At 58.3% G+C, this 15866-nt stretch carries 12 protein-coding genes; 4 read left to right on the top strand and 8 right to left on the bottom strand.

Annotated features, from left to right (window positions below):
- Positions 1 to 284: 284 nt before the first annotated feature.
- Both ASTEX_RS12070 and ASTEX_RS12065 read right to left on the bottom strand, forming a co-directional pair.
- Positions 285 to 2606 carry an AAA family ATPase gene (locus tag ASTEX_RS12070; protein WP_013479918.1) on the bottom strand — a complete coding sequence of 774 codons (2322 nt, stop codon included), beginning with the start codon at positions 2604 to 2606 and terminating at the stop codon, positions 285 to 287.
- Between the two features lie 111 nt (positions 2607 to 2717).
- On the bottom strand, positions 2718 to 3335 hold the full coding sequence (locus tag ASTEX_RS12065; RefSeq protein WP_013479917.1) for a TetR/AcrR family transcriptional regulator: 618 nt from the start codon (positions 3333 to 3335) through the stop codon (positions 2718 to 2720).
- A gap of 291 nt (positions 3336 to 3626) precedes the next feature.
- On the opposite strand from ASTEX_RS12065, the gene ASTEX_RS12060 reads away from it, so the two are divergent.
- The gene (locus ASTEX_RS12060) at positions 3627 to 4826 is read left to right on the top strand and encodes an IS256 family transposase (protein ID WP_013478932.1); all 1200 of its coding nucleotides are present in this window, start codon (positions 3627 to 3629) and stop codon (positions 4824 to 4826) included.
- A gap of 158 nt (positions 4827 to 4984) precedes the next feature.
- Positions 4985 to 6331: an IS1380 family transposase gene (locus tag ASTEX_RS12055; protein ID WP_013479916.1), complete on the top strand. Its 1347-nt coding sequence runs from the start codon at positions 4985 to 4987 to the stop codon at positions 6329 to 6331.
- Positions 6332 to 6748: 417 nt separating this feature from the next.
- On the opposite strand, the gene ASTEX_RS12050 is transcribed toward ASTEX_RS12055, so the two are convergent.
- From ASTEX_RS12050 to ASTEX_RS12035, 4 genes are all read right to left on the bottom strand, one after another.
- A complete protein-coding gene (locus ASTEX_RS12050) occupies positions 6749 to 7774 on the bottom strand; it encodes an IS110 family RNA-guided transposase (RefSeq protein WP_013478925.1) in 1026 nt (341 codons plus the stop codon).
- Between the two features lie 331 nt (positions 7775 to 8105).
- Positions 8106 to 10571, bottom strand: a complete 2466-nt coding sequence (locus ASTEX_RS12045) for a DUF4062 domain-containing protein (RefSeq protein ID WP_013479915.1) — start codon at positions 10569 to 10571, stop codon at positions 8106 to 8108.
- A 394-nt stretch (positions 10572 to 10965) separates the two neighbouring features.
- A complete protein-coding gene (locus ASTEX_RS12040; protein WP_013479914.1) occupies positions 10966 to 11910 on the bottom strand; it encodes a FecR family protein in 945 nt (314 codons plus the stop codon).
- A gap of 57 nt (positions 11911 to 11967) precedes the next feature.
- The gene (locus tag ASTEX_RS12035; RefSeq protein WP_013479913.1) at positions 11968 to 12798 is read right to left on the bottom strand and encodes a sigma-70 family RNA polymerase sigma factor; all 831 of its coding nucleotides are present in this window, start codon (positions 12796 to 12798) and stop codon (positions 11968 to 11970) included.
- 78 nt (positions 12799 to 12876) lie between these two features.
- Here ASTEX_RS12035 and ASTEX_RS12030 point away from each other — a divergent pair, with 78 nt between their 5' ends.
- Both ASTEX_RS12030 and ASTEX_RS12025 read left to right on the top strand, forming a co-directional pair.
- Positions 12877 to 13176: a helix-turn-helix domain-containing protein gene (locus ASTEX_RS12030; protein WP_013479912.1), complete on the top strand. Its 300-nt coding sequence runs from the start codon at positions 12877 to 12879 to the stop codon at positions 13174 to 13176.
- Between the two features lie 59 nt (positions 13177 to 13235).
- The gene (locus ASTEX_RS12025; protein ID WP_013479911.1) at positions 13236 to 13517 is read left to right on the top strand and encodes a helix-turn-helix transcriptional regulator; all 282 of its coding nucleotides are present in this window, start codon (positions 13236 to 13238) and stop codon (positions 13515 to 13517) included.
- 125 nt (positions 13518 to 13642) lie between these two features.
- On the opposite strand, the gene ASTEX_RS12020 is transcribed toward ASTEX_RS12025, so the two are convergent.
- Both ASTEX_RS12020 and ASTEX_RS20180 read right to left on the bottom strand, forming a co-directional pair.
- Positions 13643 to 15403 carry an ATP-binding cassette domain-containing protein gene (locus tag ASTEX_RS12020; protein WP_013479910.1) on the bottom strand — a complete coding sequence of 587 codons (1761 nt, stop codon included), beginning with the start codon at positions 15401 to 15403 and terminating at the stop codon, positions 13643 to 13645.
- Complete coding sequence (locus ASTEX_RS20180; RefSeq protein ID WP_013479909.1) at positions 15375 to 15833, bottom strand: DUF2285 domain-containing protein; 459 nt, start codon at positions 15831 to 15833, stop codon at positions 15375 to 15377. Before ASTEX_RS20180 ends, ASTEX_RS12020 begins: the two co-directional genes overlap by 29 nt.
- Positions 15834 to 15866 lie beyond the last annotated feature (33 nt).

The following is a 15866-nucleotide window of genomic DNA, read 5'->3' as shown; positions in this document are numbered from 1 at the left end:
AGTCGTAGTTTATCGCTTTCGTCTTGCGTCGTGTGAGCTCGCCTTCGCGAAATCCAAGCGTGACGGGAATGCGGTCTGCATTTTCAACTCGATCGCTTCGCCGAGCCGATGCGCGAGATGGCGACGACCAACGACCTCGTCGCATCAGCACATCATCACCGCCTGGCAGTCGTCGCAGCGATATTTTCGGATTAACTCAGGCTGGTTGAGGCACGTCAGAGCTTGGTGTTTGCAAGCTGGCGGGCCGGTCTCTTTCCCTGTGTCATCGTCAGCCATTTGGGGAATCAGACCGCGATCTTGGTTGTAGACGAGGGCTCAAACGCATTGATAAGTCGCAAGCACGTCCCGACGATGATGTGTAGTCCGTCCGGATCGATAGGGTCATCCGACAGCAGTGCCGCATTAGCTCCGTGGTGCTCGTTCATCGTCCCGGAATTGCAACTTTCGAGATCTGCGACATCACCCCAGCAAGGGTGGCCGGAGCCGTGCCCTTTGATCGAAAGGATGATCGGGCCGAGATTGTCGCCCGGCTTGAAATACGCCCTGTAGGTTCGACGGTAGTGCGTCTCAAGAACCTTGCGCACGGCAGGCGCGACATCGGAAGGCGTTCCGGCGCGGGTTTCGTAGTACGCGAGGAGCTGCCTGCGCTGCCGCTCGTCATCGCTCTCGCAAAGCTGGTCCAGATCGACATTCACAGCCTTCGACCAGGCTTCCGCCCCTTCGTAGATGATCTCGTAGCTCACCTGATCGACGGCCGCACACCGCTTGCTGACGCGGCGCAGAAAGTGCTGGTCGTGCGAGAGTACAATGACCTGGGATGTGCGCGGACACAGGCTGTCCAGCAGATCGATCGTCTTCGCCTGACGGTGGCTGTCGTGACTGCTCAGAGGATCGTCCAAGACGACGATCCTGTTGGCCAGGTCAGGGTGACGATCCAGGCTGGCAAGAAAGAACGCGAAGGCGAGGGTCGTCTTGTCCCCGGTTGAAAGCGTGTTCTTGAAAGTGGGCTCGTCGTCGTTCGCGCTACGACGGCCGCGCCCGACACTGTGGCCGCGCACAACGAGACCGTAGTCGATCGAGCCAACGTTGCCGGCCATGCTATTGGAGATTTTGGAGATCCGGAACGTCGCTCCGAACTGGGTCAGGTAAGCGTTGACCTGAGAGTGATAGTGCTCGGCTGACGCTTCGCTCGCAGTCTTCAGACGACCCTGGACCTCTGTCCGAACGCGCTTGGCTCTTGTGTCCTGACGCTTGGCTTTCAAAGCGCTGCTGATCCGCTTCTGCACGCCCGGATCAGTGCGGCGCTTGCGCTTGTTTAGGTTGTCCAGACGGGCTTTGGCCTGCTGCTCTGTCAGCGAGGCTCCGGATTTTCTGGCCTGTATCAACTTGTCGATCTGCTCAATGGCAGAGTTGTAGGCGGCCAGGGCTTTAAGCGCATCGGCATGATGCGAGAGCGCAGTTTCAACAGATGGCGGGTCGGAGATCGTAACAAGCGGGGTCTGCCGCTTGGTATCAAATAGTGACTTGAGAGCTTTATGAGCGCTCTCCAGCTTCGTGAGAGCTTCGCCTTGGTCGGGAAGCGTCACGGATGTCAGGTCACAAAACTCGGACCAGCTCCGCACCGCCTCTGCGTTCGTGGCAATCTGGGTCGATAGCGCGGCAAGCCCGTCGTGCCCGAGTGCCTTTTCTATCGCATCGGCAGCCGTCTTGATCGCTTCGAAGTGGGTCTGGTAGGCCGCGCCGAAGATCTGGCCGTAAAGCGTGACAAGTCCCTGATCGTCAACGCCTTCCTTTCCACAGAAAGGACACTCGTCGTCGTGAACATGTTCCAGACCAAATCTGACCCAGGCTTCACCCTGTCGTCCAAGTTTGAACCTGGTAAAGTGAGCCGCTAGCTGATCGCGCGCCGAGCTCTCGATATCTGCAAGCGTCTGGGCCAGCGTGGCAGTCGGGTCGCTCAGGAGCGGCAACTCCAGCGTTTGAAGTTTCGACAGCCTAGTAAGGCTGTCCGCCTGCTGCACCGCCTTTAGATCCATCTGCGCGCGTTTTATCTGTTCATCCAGATCGGCAGGCGGAACGTAGGCGAAGAAATCTTCCCGGCTCTGATCTGCTGGGATGTCGTCTCGCAAAGCCGCATCCGCGTCTTTCAGCCGGGCGGCTGCACGCCGCGCCACGCCATTGAAAAACTCCTGCTGGCGGACGAGGCGCACGCCGGCTTCGCCAAGGATGACCGTGAACAGGCCACGGTCATGCTCCAGATCGATCGCTTCTCCGGCGTAGAGATTGGAGGAGATGAAAGCCGCATCGAACACCTCGATAGGAAGGTTTTTAGTGCTCCACTTGCCCTTGGCAAACTGAACCGAGCCAGCCTCCATCACAAGGGTGACGGTCGCGTCCTCACTCGCAGTCCCCAAAGTTTTTCGGCCGTGCAGGAGTGACGAGTTGCCGGTCGCTGCGGATCTGAGAATGGACGACAGCGTGGTCTTTCCACGGCCGTTGCGAGCATAGATCGTTGTCAGTTTGCAAAGACGCGGCGAAGCCGGCGTGTCAAAGGCCTTCAAGACCCCAACGTTTCTGACCACGATCTTGCTTATTTTCGGCGGCATAGCGCATTCCCTCGACACAAACCTACCAGCCAAGGTTGTTCTGTCAAGGCTATCGAGCGCGGCGCTAGTGGTTATCCTCTTGTATCTTAGCGCCTATTCAGTGCGGCTTTCTCAAGCCGGCCAGGTTTTCAGGGCAGTGGCCGCAACGGCTTGCAGTTCTGCCAGCGTTGCGCCGTCTCGCGCTTGGACCGACATCCCGGCCATGACGCTGCTCAGAAACTTGGAATAGCCGGCAGCATCGAACTCCTTGGGCAGCTCACCACGCTCGACACCGCGAGCCAGACGCTCTGTGACCTCGCGCTCGGCAATCGTCCTCTTGCCGCGGAGCATCTCGGCGATATCCGTCGCGGCCGGCGAGACCGCTGCGCCAGCCGAATACATGAAGCAGCCAGCGGGCGAATCCGGGCCGGAAAAGGTCGTGGCCGCGCGCGCTAGCAGAGCTTCAATGGCCTCGCGCGTGGTGAAGGCCTCATCCCGCACAGGGGCATAGAGATAGGCGCTGAACGTCGCGCTGTAGCGCTCGGCTACCGCAGCGAAGAGGCCTGCCTTGTTGCCAAACGCCGCATAGATGCTGGGCGCAGTCAGGCCGAGCACGGCCACCATATCCGCCATCGAGGTCGCATCGTAGCCGTGCTGCCAGAAGAGGTGCACGGCCTTATCCAGTGCTTCCTCGGTCTGGAAAGTGCGGGGGCGGCCTACGCTGCGTTTGGGTGTGGCGGTCTCTGTCATCTCAAAACCTATTATATAACGACCTATAAAATAATTATTGCATTTTCGGCTCTCCGACCAATATATAGCGAACGTTATAATTTTAAGGGAGTTTCAAATGGCCCGTAGTGTCCGCATCCAAGAATACCTGGGTCGTGTCCCACCGGGTGGTGTAATTGGGTAAGAGCGAAGCGCTAGGCTCGCGGCCCCATTCAAGGGCCAGGCGAGCCTGAAGCGTCGCGGGTTGGTCATCAGTGATTTTCGGATATGGTTTGGGTTCCTACACTCATTCCAGAGACGAAAGAACCACCGATGACCAAAGAGATGATGGCCCTGAAAGGGCTTGTTGAAAAGACCTCCGACAGCGATTTGTTGCGTGAGATGATAGGTTTTGCCGCCGAGCGCCTGATGGCAATGGAGGTCGGCACTGTGACCGGCGCGGCTTACCACGAGAAGAGCGGCGAACGTATGGTCCAGCGCAACGGCTATCGCGATCGGGATTGGGAAACACGCGCCGGCACGGTCGAACTGCGTATTCCGAAACTTCGCAAAGGCAGTTATTTCCCGAGCTTTCTGGAGCCACGGCGCATGGCCGAGAAGGCACTGACTGCCGTTATCCAGGAAGCTTACGTTCAGGGCATCTCGACGCGGTCTATCGACGACCTGGTCAAGGCCATGGGCATGAGCGGCATCTCGAAAAGCCAGGTCAGCCGCCTTTGTGAGGAAATCGATGAGCGCGTGAAGGCGTTTCTCGATCGTCCGATCGAGGGGGAATGGCCTTATATCTGGATCGATGCCACCTACCTGAAAGTTCGCCGTGGGGCCCGGACTGTCTCCGTCGCCGTCATCATCGCTGTGGGCGTCAATACCGACGGCCGCCGGGAGGTTCTTGGCATGGAGGTCGGCACGTCAGAAGCTGAACCGATCTGGGCAGAGTTCTTACGCAACCTGACCCGTCGTGGTCTGCGCGGCGTCAAGCTGGTCGTCTCCGATGCACATATCGGGATCAAAGGCGCGGTATCGAAGGTTTTGAACGCCACCTGGCAGCGGTGCCGCGTACACTTCATGCGCAATGTCTGCGCCCATGCAGGCAAGAGTGGCCGCCGGGTCGTCTCGGCCTTCATCGGTACCGCCTTCGCTCAGGAAACGCCTGAAGCCGCCAGCGCACAATGGCGAAACGTCGCCGATCAGCTCAGGCCCAAAATGCCAAAGCTGGCAACGATCATGGACGAGGCTGAGCATGACGTCCTGGCCTACATGACCTTCCCAAAGGAGCACCGCATCAAGCTTCACAGCACAAACCCGATTGAGCGTCTCAATGGCGAAATCAAGCGCCGTTGCGATGTCGTGGGCATCTTCCCGAACGACGATGCCATTATCCGCCTCGTGGGCGCCATCTTGCTGGAGCAGAACGACGAGTGGACGGTTCAACGCGGCCGCTACATCACCCTTGAAACCATCGCACAACTCAGCGATGATCCCGTTCTCAGCATGCCAGCCGTGGCAAGCTGACGAAAATCCGGACCCGTCCGGAAACCACTGATGCCTAGCCGGTCTAATTCACGGTGGCGGCAAAAAGGTGCAGCGGGTGTAGCGTAAAGCGTTGTTTTGGAATAGATTCTGGTTACCACACCGAACTTAAACCAAAGACCGCCAAGGCCACACCCGCCATGGACCAAGATACCGATCTTCCGTTCGATTTGCCAAGCGTTTCGCGCAAGAAAATCACGGCTGCCTTTGATGGCGGACGCATCAGTTCGGATGGCGGTGTCATGCTGTTGTCTGCGGCTGAGCGCCGGATCGGGATCATTGATCGGCTTTGGCGGCTGATACCGGATCGACGCAACCCCTTCCTGGTAACCCATTCCCTTGCCTCGATCCTGAAGGCGCGGGTCTTCGCCATCGCCTGTGGCTATGAAGATGGCAACGATCTGGCTTTCCTGCGCACCGATCCGGCCTTCAAGCTGGCATGTGGGCGACTGCCCGAAGGCGGCAAGGACCTGTGCTCACAACCGACCTTGTCGCGCCTTGAGAATGCGCCGGACCTGCGTAGCTCGATCAAGCTGACCTACGGTCTTATCGACCAGTACTGCGCCAGTTTCGGGTCGGCTGTTCCCGCCGCCGTAACCCTCGATATCGATGACACGGTCGACGTGGTTCACGGCCGCCAGCAGTTGTCGCTCTTCAATGCCCATGAAGGGGAATACGTCTTTAAGCCCATCCACGTCTACGATGTGAGCACAGGCCGACCGGTCGTCGTCATCCTGCGACCCGGCAAAACGCCGTCAGGCAAGGAGGTGCGCGGCTGGGTCCGTAGGATGGTGCGCCAGATCCGCAAACACTGGCCCACAACCCACATTACCCTGCGCGGTGACGGCCACTATGCCCGCCCCGAAGTCATGGCCTGGGCTGAGCACAAGGGCGTTGACTATATCTTCGGGCTCGCCGGCTCAAAGCCTTTGCATGCTAAGGTCGAAGCCTTTGCTGACCACATCCGTGTCGTTCGGGCCGAACAGGACGCCGCGGCCGTGCGCGGCTACACCGAAGTCCGTCATGGAGCCAAATCCTGGGGCTGTGAGCGCCGCGTTATCGCCCGCATTGAAGCCACGCCTATGGGCCTCGACAATCGCTTCGTCGTCACATCCCTGACCGATCCCGATCCGGAAACCCTCTATGCCAAACTCTATTGTGCCCGAGGCAACGCTGAAAATCTGATCAAGCTCCACAAGACCCAGCTTAAAAGTGATCGCACCTCTTGTCGCTGCCCTCTGGCCAACCAGATGCGCCTGATCCTTCACACCGCTGCCTACTGGCTGATGCTGGCTGTCCGGGATCAGATCCCCAAGGCCCATAAGCTGGCGACCGCTGAGTTCAATACCATCCGCTTGCGCCTTCTGAAGATCGGGGCTCGGATCAAAGAGACCGCCCATCGCGTAAGGATTGCCTTCGCCGCAGCTTGCCCGGAGGCTTCGCTCTTGCGCCATATAATGGCGTCCCTCAAAGCCGCGCCCGCATAAACGACGGGGCTATGCCCTCAAAGCCGCCGCCATCACCGTCAACCCCCATCGGAGCAAAATCAAACCCAGCGCGTGGCGGAAAACACGACGCCAACAAGCGCGTCCGTGAAAAAGCCGTTCTAAACGGAAAGGCTAACACCGTTACGATGAATGAAGCGGGCTTCTGTAACGGACCATATGTCAACTCCCGATAAGGCTCAGTCTTCGTCGCCGGCTTCATGCTTCTGTACGTAGTCGCCGCCAGGGCGCTACAAGATGGTTGTCCTAACGAACCCGGCCGACCAATCTAGGAACGCGCAGTCACCCAAAGGGCTGCTCCCGCATCACCGGCCTGACCTGATCCGTGCGTCCCGGCGACGGGACCTTGCCATCAGGCGTGATGGTCTATCCGCCTGAATCTCTCGTCTTTAGCGCCCCTTATGCCGCTGCAAGGGCAGGATCAAAACATGTGCCGTCAACCAGCATCCTGTGCATTACGACGCAAAGCTTGCGAGCTAGGGCGACCTTGGCCTTTTTCATCCCAGACCTCTGCGCAACCTTCGCCGCCCAGCTCTTAAGCTGAGAGCCCTTCACTGGCCTGGTCAGGATAATGTTCGCCGCCTCGTAAAGGGCGGTTCGAACCTCCTGATCTCCGCATTTAGAGATGCGACCGGTGATGTCGGTCTCGCCCGACTGATACTTGCGTTGCGTCAGGCCGAAGTGCGCACCGACGGTTCGCGAAGATCGGAAGCGCCCCGGATCATCGATTGCGGACACAAAGGTGAGCGAAATCAGCGCACCCACGCCGGGAACCGTCATCAACAAGCCCGCACGTTCGTCCTTGCGTGCGTGCGCAATCATCCGCGCGTCAAGGACGCGGAACTGCTCGAACAGAACCGCCCGCGCTTTGAGGAGGGCCTCAGCGACTTCTGCCAGGCCTGGGACATCTGCCGCCAGTTCGCGCACCCTCGGCTCGAAAGTCTTACGGGTGGTCTCTCCTACCTTCAGGCCATAGCCGCGCAGGAGACCGCGCAGGCTCATCTCAAGATCATGGTACTTGCACTGCAGGACCTTCCGGGCGGCGAGAAGCGTGCGGTTATCCTGCGCATTGACCGACTTGCAGTGTACCTGCCGGTACCAGCCCAGGCGCATCAACTGCGCTATCCCACGGGCATCCTTGCGATCCGTCTTCACCGGCATCGCCCGAAACGCGTCACGAACATGCCGGGTCTCAAGAAGAGACACCTCCAGTCCCGCCGCCTTCAATCCCGCGTAAAGCCATTGCGATAAGGGGCCAGCTTCAAGCCCAATCCGCTTCACCGCAAAGCCCAGAGCCGAAAACCATGCCACCAGCGCTTCCGGCTCGCTCGCAACTCTGGCCTCCTTTATGACAGTCCCTGCTTCGTCAACCACGCACAGATGCGAGGCTTCCAAAGAAACGTCGATACCCGTATAGTACAACATGGTGGTCTCCTATGATGCTTGGCGCAGTCCAATCACTGACGCCGTTCAACCATCATACCGGGAGGCCACCACCCTTCACAGGGGCCGCAGCAACCGGGCCGTTACACCATCTAGCGCTCAGTTACACCACGTCACGGGACACGATCAATACCTGTAAAATTAATCACTTACTCTTAAGTGTCAGGCCCAGCCATTTTAGTAAGGGCAATGTCGCGTTTATTGATCTTGGAACGAGCGAAATTCATACGCCCAGCACCGGCTGTCTGGGACTACCACCATCGTCTCCTGAAACTGGTATCTAATTGTGCCCCTAGCCTACAGCCAGGAGGTCTCAAAATACTGTCAGAAGGTGCCGACGGGCAATCGTGCGAGCGAGATCTGTCGGAAAGGACCTACCAAGGTCGAGCCAATGCACGCTGTTATAATAGCGTTTGTCCTCGACTGTTAAATACCTGTCTAGCAGTGCCTTTAGCCGGAGTTTCGACAAAGCAAGTACGCATTTTAATGCAAAGATGACTCTGTAACGATCATCCTCGTTGTTGAACTGCTGCAGTAGAATGTCATCGTTTAACCGAGAGATCACGACTAAGGGCAGCACTCTCGCTATCGCCCGTCGGATGGACGGGTCAACCGTGAGCTTTAACACGTCCGAAACACGTTCCTTACCCACTGCCACAATGGCGGCGGCCTTATTCTCTGGCATGCTGGGCATTCGTGTAATAAGTATCCCAGATGGAGCTTGGTTTCCGTCTCCTAGCGCGCTGATTCGCGGCACATCCGACCATTGGCCGAATTTTCCCAAAAAGGTCAACACGCTGTCTGACGCATCAACTTTCATAGTGTCGATCACTTGTCGCACGAGCGGAAGATCTTCTCTCTTGCCCAGACTGCAAAGCGCCTCAAGCGCGTACGTGGTGTTCGTATTACGAGTGAAATCTTCGAGCTTACGCATCTGTTCACTTCGCGTGGCAGACGGCCCCAGCGCCGCCTCCATCGTTGCGATGCCGTCGGCGTAGTAGGCTGCAAATCCATCCTGGAGGTTTTGCCGGATTTCCGGAGCCAACGTGCGAGCGTAGGTTTTGTACATCGCCCCCAAATCGCGCCCCGCCAACGCGCCGTTGTTATATGTTTCCTTCCGAAGATCCTGTAGTGTCATTTCAGAAAGGCGGTTGAATTCGTATCGATTCAAGAAGGTTGAATCGGTCTCACGAGGGGCAAAGGCGTTGAATAGCAGGGCGTTTCTCTGCCGCTCCACGGTCAAAGCTTTTTTGAGGAGGTCCGCGCTTAGCGGGTGGCCGAGCTTTCGCAACCGTTCTGCGGCGACAAATCGAATTTCCAAGCTACCGTCGCTCACAAGTGCCTGCGCCTGATCAAGGGGGATTTCGTCGCGCAAGAACAGCAGCTTTGCGGCCTCCAGCCGCAGGTTGTCGGGTTTTGCTGCCAGACACTCAATCAGGGTCCCTGTGTCCAACAATTCGGGTTGTGAGAAGATGGCGCCGACGACATCAGAGTCCAGAAGGCTTATCCCAACGCTCAACACGCGATTTATGGCGGCGATCGCGCTTGACTTGGCGAGGATACCGACGACCGCCGCTTCCACTTTTTCTTTTCGTCCCTCCGACAGGCTTGCGCTAATGCCGTCAATCAGCGGGATGTCTTCCTCTCTGGCGTTGCTCGTTAAGAATTGAAGTATAGCCGTGAAGGCACTTTCGTCTTTTTCCCCAAAAAACCAGGCATTTAGCGTGTCGCGTACGGTCAGGTCACTGAGTGCCGGAATGGGTTGCGCCGCCCTATCTAGGATTTTCAGTGCCTGTTTTTGTTCCTGCTTATCGCCTACGATCGCGTGCCATCGCACCCGCTCGAAGGGGTCATCGCCATCGACGGCGGACGCCGCTAGCCAGCGCCACAAAGGCACGTTCTGATTTTCGAAGCCATGGATGCCGCAATCAACAAGTGCGCGGTATTCTTGTCGAGAGAACGTGCCGTCTTCTGCAAATCGGTATATTAGGTTGGCGTCGTGATTGCCGATCGGCCGATCATCGTTGCCTTGCCGGGATACGGCAGACGCGATCAACCTGAAACGGGCGACGTCGAAAGGCTGGGTCTGGTCCCAATCCGAACTGCGTTTGCAGATATCTGACAGGAAGACAATCGCCTCGGGATCCAAGAGATGGTAGTCGGTAGATGAGGATGTATCCACCGCGTCGGCAGTCGGCGGCGGTGTTTGTTCCGCGTCATTATTTTTTTGACTTCCATCGGCGAAAATTTCCGTTTCCTGCCATCCTATCTCGATCAATTTCTCGCGAACCAAATCGCGAAACTCATTGAGGTCTGAAAAATCCTTAAAAAACGGGCGCTTCTCATCAATACATTTCTGGCGGAAAGTTATGACCTTTTCGAGTTCGTCGTCAGGCTTGAAACCGGTCGGGACGTCAACATGCTTAAAATATAGGGCAAGGTCCTTCATCTGACCAGCATGGATCCGTTGTTCCGCCCTCACATACTCCTCTTCGAAACCTGACGTATAGCCGTCCGGATCAGTGGACGGTTTCGAGCCCCAACGGTTCCATAGGACACCGATGAAGTACTTACACTTGTCGAGATCCTCATTGATTTTACTTTGAGGCCTGACATACCCCGGGATCGTGTTTTCCCAGCCGAAGAGTTTGAAATGGCACTGCCAATGTTCGGAGTTGGCGCGATTTACTTCGTCCAGAACCTTCAATGCGGCTTCGCGCTCTTCCGCCAGACCTCCTGGCGAGCCAATGAAGATACGGATAACCTTAAATTTGTCCACGTTTACCCTACCGCTTCCAGCACCTACTTCACATGTAAATGAGTCCGTCGGGACACGCTAGACTTGAGTTAAGTCGGCACCGGTTTCAGGGGCGAACCAACGTTAATGTGCACCGCTTGTCCTCACACAGACTATTCCACGGCAACTCCGACGTAAAAAAATGCTGCGTAAAGTGATGCTCCCGATAGGCTATCCCGACCGTCCACTGCCGCACTTAGGAGGAATAGTGTCTGACGCCCCGAAGCGGTCAGGCAATGTCCGCTTATTGCGCTCGACGCAAGATCGTCCATGTCGGCTTCGGGCCAACTCCGGAAGCCCAACCGTTGGCATGTTGAAATCACTTCATCCCCCGCGGCCCCAGTGTTTTTCAGCATCCTTTGGCAAGGTCGTACCGTCACTTCGACAGCAACCTCGATCCATCGTTGGCGACCGTCACATGAATCGAAAAGCTCGACTGCAGGTTTTCTAAAAAATCCGCGGGATCACGCGTGCTGAAGCGCCCGCCAATCCTCAGTCCTGCCAACTCCGGATCTACGATGACAATGGGGCGCGGCAGATAGCGATTGTACTCCTCGACAGCGACGCCGAGGGTCTGACCGTTGAACACGACCGCGTCCTGCCGCCAGGCTGTCGTAAAATCGAGGTCGCGCTCATTGATCGGCCTTACCCGCGTCTCCGTGCCACTCACGAGGGCCCCCTGCCCTGCCTCGACCTTTTGAGGCTGGGAGACGCCTTCGATCGTACAATCGCCTTTGACGACGGTGACTTCCAGCGCTGATGCGCGCAAACGGACATTCACATCCGCGGCCGTCATGAGAATCGCCCTGCCGGCAGCGGTCACCTTACAGGGCTTGACGCTGGGCGGCACAACGACACTCAGTTCGCCCTGCTCTAACCAGACCTGACTGCCGTTACGCCCCGTTTTCCACGCAATGCGCGTGCTGGTATTGAGCTCAAGGCGAACCCCATCCGACAACGTGAGGCTCCGGCGCTCCCCGACGCGGGTTGAGGCTTCCGCCCGGCTCTGGGTCAAAACCCACGCGCCGGTTCCCGCTGCGATGACCAAGGCGCCAGCGCCCGCTTGCAGCCAATGGCGGCGCGTCGGGGTTCGCCGCGGTCGCAAGCCTGGATCCTTGCTGAAATCAACGTCCTTCAGCGCATCTATCGAATCCGCCGTGTCGAGAATACGAGCGTAGGCGACGGCATGGTGCGGGTTGGCGTCCCTCCAGGCTTCAAAAGCACCGAGGTCAGCCGTGCCATCTTCTAAACGGGCATGCCAACGGGCGGCTTCCTCCATCAGGGCCGTCCAATCGGTCGCCTCGGGATCATCTACGAACACGGAGCCCTCCGCCCAGCTGACGTGAGGCCAGACACTACGAAAAAATACATACAGCGTCTATTCGCTCGCCGCCGTTTCCCGCCGGGCCTGACCGCTTTTCAGCGGCGGTGGCTCCTGATCGGCCAGACGTGCCGCGACAATCGCCATGCCCTTGGCGAGATGCTTTTCGACCATAGAGACGCTGATGCCTAGCTCTTTGGCTATGGCCGGTGGCCGCATTTCCTTCAGGCGACGCATTTTCATAACCTTGCGGCACTGGGGTGGCAGCCCCTCGATTGCCTCCAAGACAATGCGTCGGCGTTCCTTGGCGGACAGGATTTCATGTGCGTCCGGGCCGATATCGGCGTGGTCGAAGGTTTCCATATTGGCCACCAGTTCAATCGACACGATCTTTGAACGTTGAAACAGGCTGGCCGCGACGTTTCGGATGGCGCGCAGCGCGTAGCTTTTCGGATGGGTGATCGCCCGCCATTTATCGGCCGTCACGAAGTCGGCATAGATATCATGGAGGATTTCGCGTGCGGTCTCGGTGCTTCCCGTCATGCGCCTTCCGACAGACAAGAACAGCCCCTCATGCGGAAACAGGTTAGCCGAAAACCAGCTATCCATCTCGCGGCGGGGTGCCCGGGTTGGGTCGGGCGCGTTCCCGCCCTGACCAAACCCCATGTAAAAGTACCGTTCGGGGACGTCGAGCGCCTCTGCACACAGGAGCAGTTCGCGATTACCAATCCGGGCACGCCCCTCTTCAATCTTCCGAAGTTGAGCGGAAGTGATGCCCAGATGTCCTGCCAGCCAGTCTTCGGACATTTGCACCAGTTCGCGACGAACACGGAGTCGCAACCCGACGTGCGTATCAACCTCATTCAGTGGAACAACTTCGTCTTCCATAAAGAAAACAACCCCCTGAGCGCATTTCATACACTCAATTGTATAGCGTGAAGCGGCAACAAAATTCCTTCTGAGGGCATGGATGTTGAAGCTCTCGTCGGATTGAATGTTGCCCGTTTAAGGACGGAAAGAGGGCTTTCGCAGCTGGAACTCGCACTGCGCTGCGAAATCCTTACGCAGGGATACATCAGCAAACTGGAGGCTGGAAAACGCAACCCAACCGTGGTCATCCAGTACTTGCTGGCGGAAGCGCTTGGGGTCGAGGTCGGCGCGCTTTTCTCTCGGGAAAATGTTCCCGCAACCATTCTGGCAGGACCGGTGATCATTCGAAGCACTCGGTCAAAGAAGGCGTTTGTCGATACCAAACTCAATCGTTAGGCGTGAATATATACTCGATTATATAGTCAATCAACGACATTTCCGGTTGCTCAATCGGTATGGACGTGCAGGCGCTGATTGGGTGGAATGTTTCCAGATTGAGAAAGAAAGCCGAGCTTTCTCAAGAGGAGCTTGCACTGCGCGTAGAGGTCGTCGCTCAAACCTACATCAGCAATCTCGAAGCCGGTAAATGCAACCCTACGGCTGTGACACTATACCTGATCGCAAGGGCGTTGAGTGTAAACGTCAGCGAGCTTTTCGCCACCGATGGGGTCCCTCTCACCCTGACTGAAGGTCCGGTCAAAATACGCAGCGGTCGGTCAGGCAAGAAGACCATCTAAGACGCTGTGGATCCCGGCGACAGCCGCGTCAGGGACTTAGGCCGCAGGCTGGAGACCCGAAAGGGGCTCCATTCACGACAGGCCCGGTTCGCACGAACGCGCGAAGACGCTATTGTTTACCTCCCTCACTCCTCCTCGCGTACCCAAAGCCCGGCATAGGCCGGTACCGTCTCTATAAGTTCGTGATGACGTCCGTACGCTTCCAACCGGCCTGCCGTCATGAACAGGACACAATCAGCCGTTTGCGCCAGCCGCAGACGGTGCGTGACCATCACCACCGTTGAGCGTCCCTCAAAGCTTTGCCGCAGGTCTGACAGGATGCGCGCTTCACTCATGGGATCCAATGCCGACGTGCTTTCATCAAGGATCAGGACGGGAACCTTTATGCCTGTGACACGCGCCAGTTCCAGCTTCTGGATCTGACCGCCTGAGAGGCGCTCCCCCAGTTCACCGACGGGGGTGGCGAAATCCATCTCGCGGCCTGCCTCATAGAAACGCCACTGCGCCAGCAGGGCTATCAGATCGGCTTCGGTGGTGGTGGTCGGCGGATAGAGGGCATTGTCGCGCAAGGTGCGGTTTAAGAAGGTGATGAACTGGGGAACGTAGAGGACGTGGCGAAAGCGGGCATGGACGTCCACCTGCGCCAGATCGACCCCGCCGATTACCACCTGCCCTTGGGCGGGTGAAAACACCCCGGCCATGATCTGCGCCAGGGTCGATTTACCGGAGCCGTTTGGCCCAACGATCACAGCGAAGGCCCCGGCGGGGATACCGACCGACACGCATTCGATGCCCGCGGTCGTACCCGCGTAGTGAAACGACACCTCCCGCAGTTCGACCGCCGCCGCGCCCAATCGAACGGGCACTACCTCACCCATCTCGACTTCACCGCGACATAAGCTCAAGACATCCCGAATATTCGCTATCGCCCCTGCGGATTGGCTCAGCAAAAACCCGATCCCACTGAGCGGCAAGGCCAGACGCAGGGCATAGGTTTCCAGCATGATGAAGGCCCCCACGCTCAGGCGTCCCGCCCCCACATCGCCCGCTCCGGCCACCAGAAGGCCCACCACACCCAGACCCAGCCATCCGTATTGGACAAGGGCCATCTGAACGAGTGAGCGCATCATCTTTACGTTGGCGACCGCCTTCTGCCCGATGCCGGCCCGAATCCCCCCCACCTCGGATGTCAGGGTGCCGTTGAGGACGATGCGACGGGCATTGCGCAGCACATCGCCCAGCCCTTGCGAAACGGCGCCGGCAGCCAGATTGGCGAGATGGGCGTGCGAGCGATGACGCACCGCGCCCCACCACGACAAGACCGCATATCCGGCCAGCGTGACAAAGAGACCGGCGGCGTAAGAGGCCGGGATCAGGCCGGCGATCACCCACAGACTGGCCAGAATTTGCAGAGCCAGCGGCAGACTGCGCCAGATCAGACCATCGACGACGACCAGCAGACTGAAGGGCAATCGCTCGATCAGGCCGAGGGTGCGACCACTGTCCCCGTCATGGCTGGCCGCTACGCGTGGCAATTCACCGGCCAGCGCGGCGGCGGCCAGATCAGCGCTCAGGGTGTCGATCACCCGTGTCGAATAGAGGAGACGTCCGGTCGAGAGAAGGCTGCCGCCCGCCCAGGCGCCGACGAAGACCAGTGCCAGCCCGAGGGTTACAGGGGATGACACAGGAGGTTGGCTCAGCGCATCAATAAGGGCTTTCAGGGCCAGGGGGCCAATGACGCCCAGAGCCACGGCCACACCTTCAAGGATCAGACCTATGATCAGATCGCGACGCACACCCGGACCCAGGGCATTGAGACGGCGCACCAATGCCCAGACGACACCTAAGTCCGACCGTTCAGCGCAAGAGGGAGGTGTAGCCGCCATCGATCATTTTCCTTGCATAGATCAGGAGCCGGCGCACCTGGGAGTGGAGGTAGTCGGAGCGACCGTTCCACTCCTCGCGGACGCGTTTTTCACCAAAGAGGGCTGCGCCGATCTCCCGATGACTGGCACCGGCGCACATGCCGTCATAGGCCTGAAGGGCGCGTGCCCATTTGACGGTGCCGGTCTCGGGCGGGAACAGGGCCCTGGGAAAACGCCCGAGACGATGCAGGGCGTCGAGCCGGGCCAGGGTTTTCAGCTTTGCGGAAAACGTCCGAAACCCCGTGACGTCGAAGTGCAGGAGTACAGGCCCTTCGGTCAATGTGCCCTGCGTCACATTCAGTTGCACCTGCCCGACCTCGTCGGCGAGGATCAGCCATTCATGGCCGAAGCCATCGCGGAGCAGATCGCGCTTTGCGGAAATCTGAGTCACGTCAAACGCACCGACGGTAGAGCGGGATACCTG

The organism is Asticcacaulis excentricus CB 48 (assembly GCF_000175215.2).
GTDB lineage: Bacteria > Pseudomonadota > Alphaproteobacteria > Caulobacterales > Caulobacteraceae > Asticcacaulis > Asticcacaulis excentricus.
The sequence above is the reverse complement of the archived record's forward strand: the minus strand, read 5'-3'. Positions and strand labels throughout refer to the sequence as shown.

Excerpts from the sequence above, each read along its gene's own strand:
- ASTEX_RS12050 (WP_013478925.1), bottom strand. The coding sequence starts at position 7,774 with ATGTTGTACTATACGGGTATCGACGTTTCTTTGGAAGCCTCGCATCTG.
- ASTEX_RS12025 (WP_013479911.1), top strand. The coding sequence starts at position 13,236 with ATGGACGTGCAGGCGCTGATTGGGTGGAATGTTTCCAGATTGAGAAAG.
- ASTEX_RS12060 (WP_013478932.1), top strand. The coding sequence starts at position 3,627 with ATGACCAAAGAGATGATGGCCCTGAAAGGGCTTGTTGAAAAGACCTCC.
- ASTEX_RS12065 (WP_013479917.1), bottom strand. The coding sequence starts at position 3,335 with ATGACAGAGACCGCCACACCCAAACGCAGCGTAGGCCGCCCCCGCACT.
- ASTEX_RS12055 (WP_013479916.1), top strand. The coding sequence starts at position 4,985 with ATGGACCAAGATACCGATCTTCCGTTCGATTTGCCAAGCGTTTCGCGC.
- ASTEX_RS12070 (WP_013479918.1), bottom strand. The coding sequence starts at position 2,606 with ATGCCGCCGAAAATAAGCAAGATCGTGGTCAGAAACGTTGGGGTCTTG.
- ASTEX_RS12035 (WP_013479913.1), bottom strand. The coding sequence starts at position 12,798 with ATGGAAGACGAAGTTGTTCCACTGAATGAGGTTGATACGCACGTCGGG.
- ASTEX_RS12020 (WP_013479910.1), bottom strand. The coding sequence starts at position 15,403 with ATGGCGGCTACACCTCCCTCTTGCGCTGAACGGTCGGACTTAGGTGTC.
- ASTEX_RS12030 (WP_013479912.1), top strand. The coding sequence starts at position 12,877 with ATGGATGTTGAAGCTCTCGTCGGATTGAATGTTGCCCGTTTAAGGACG.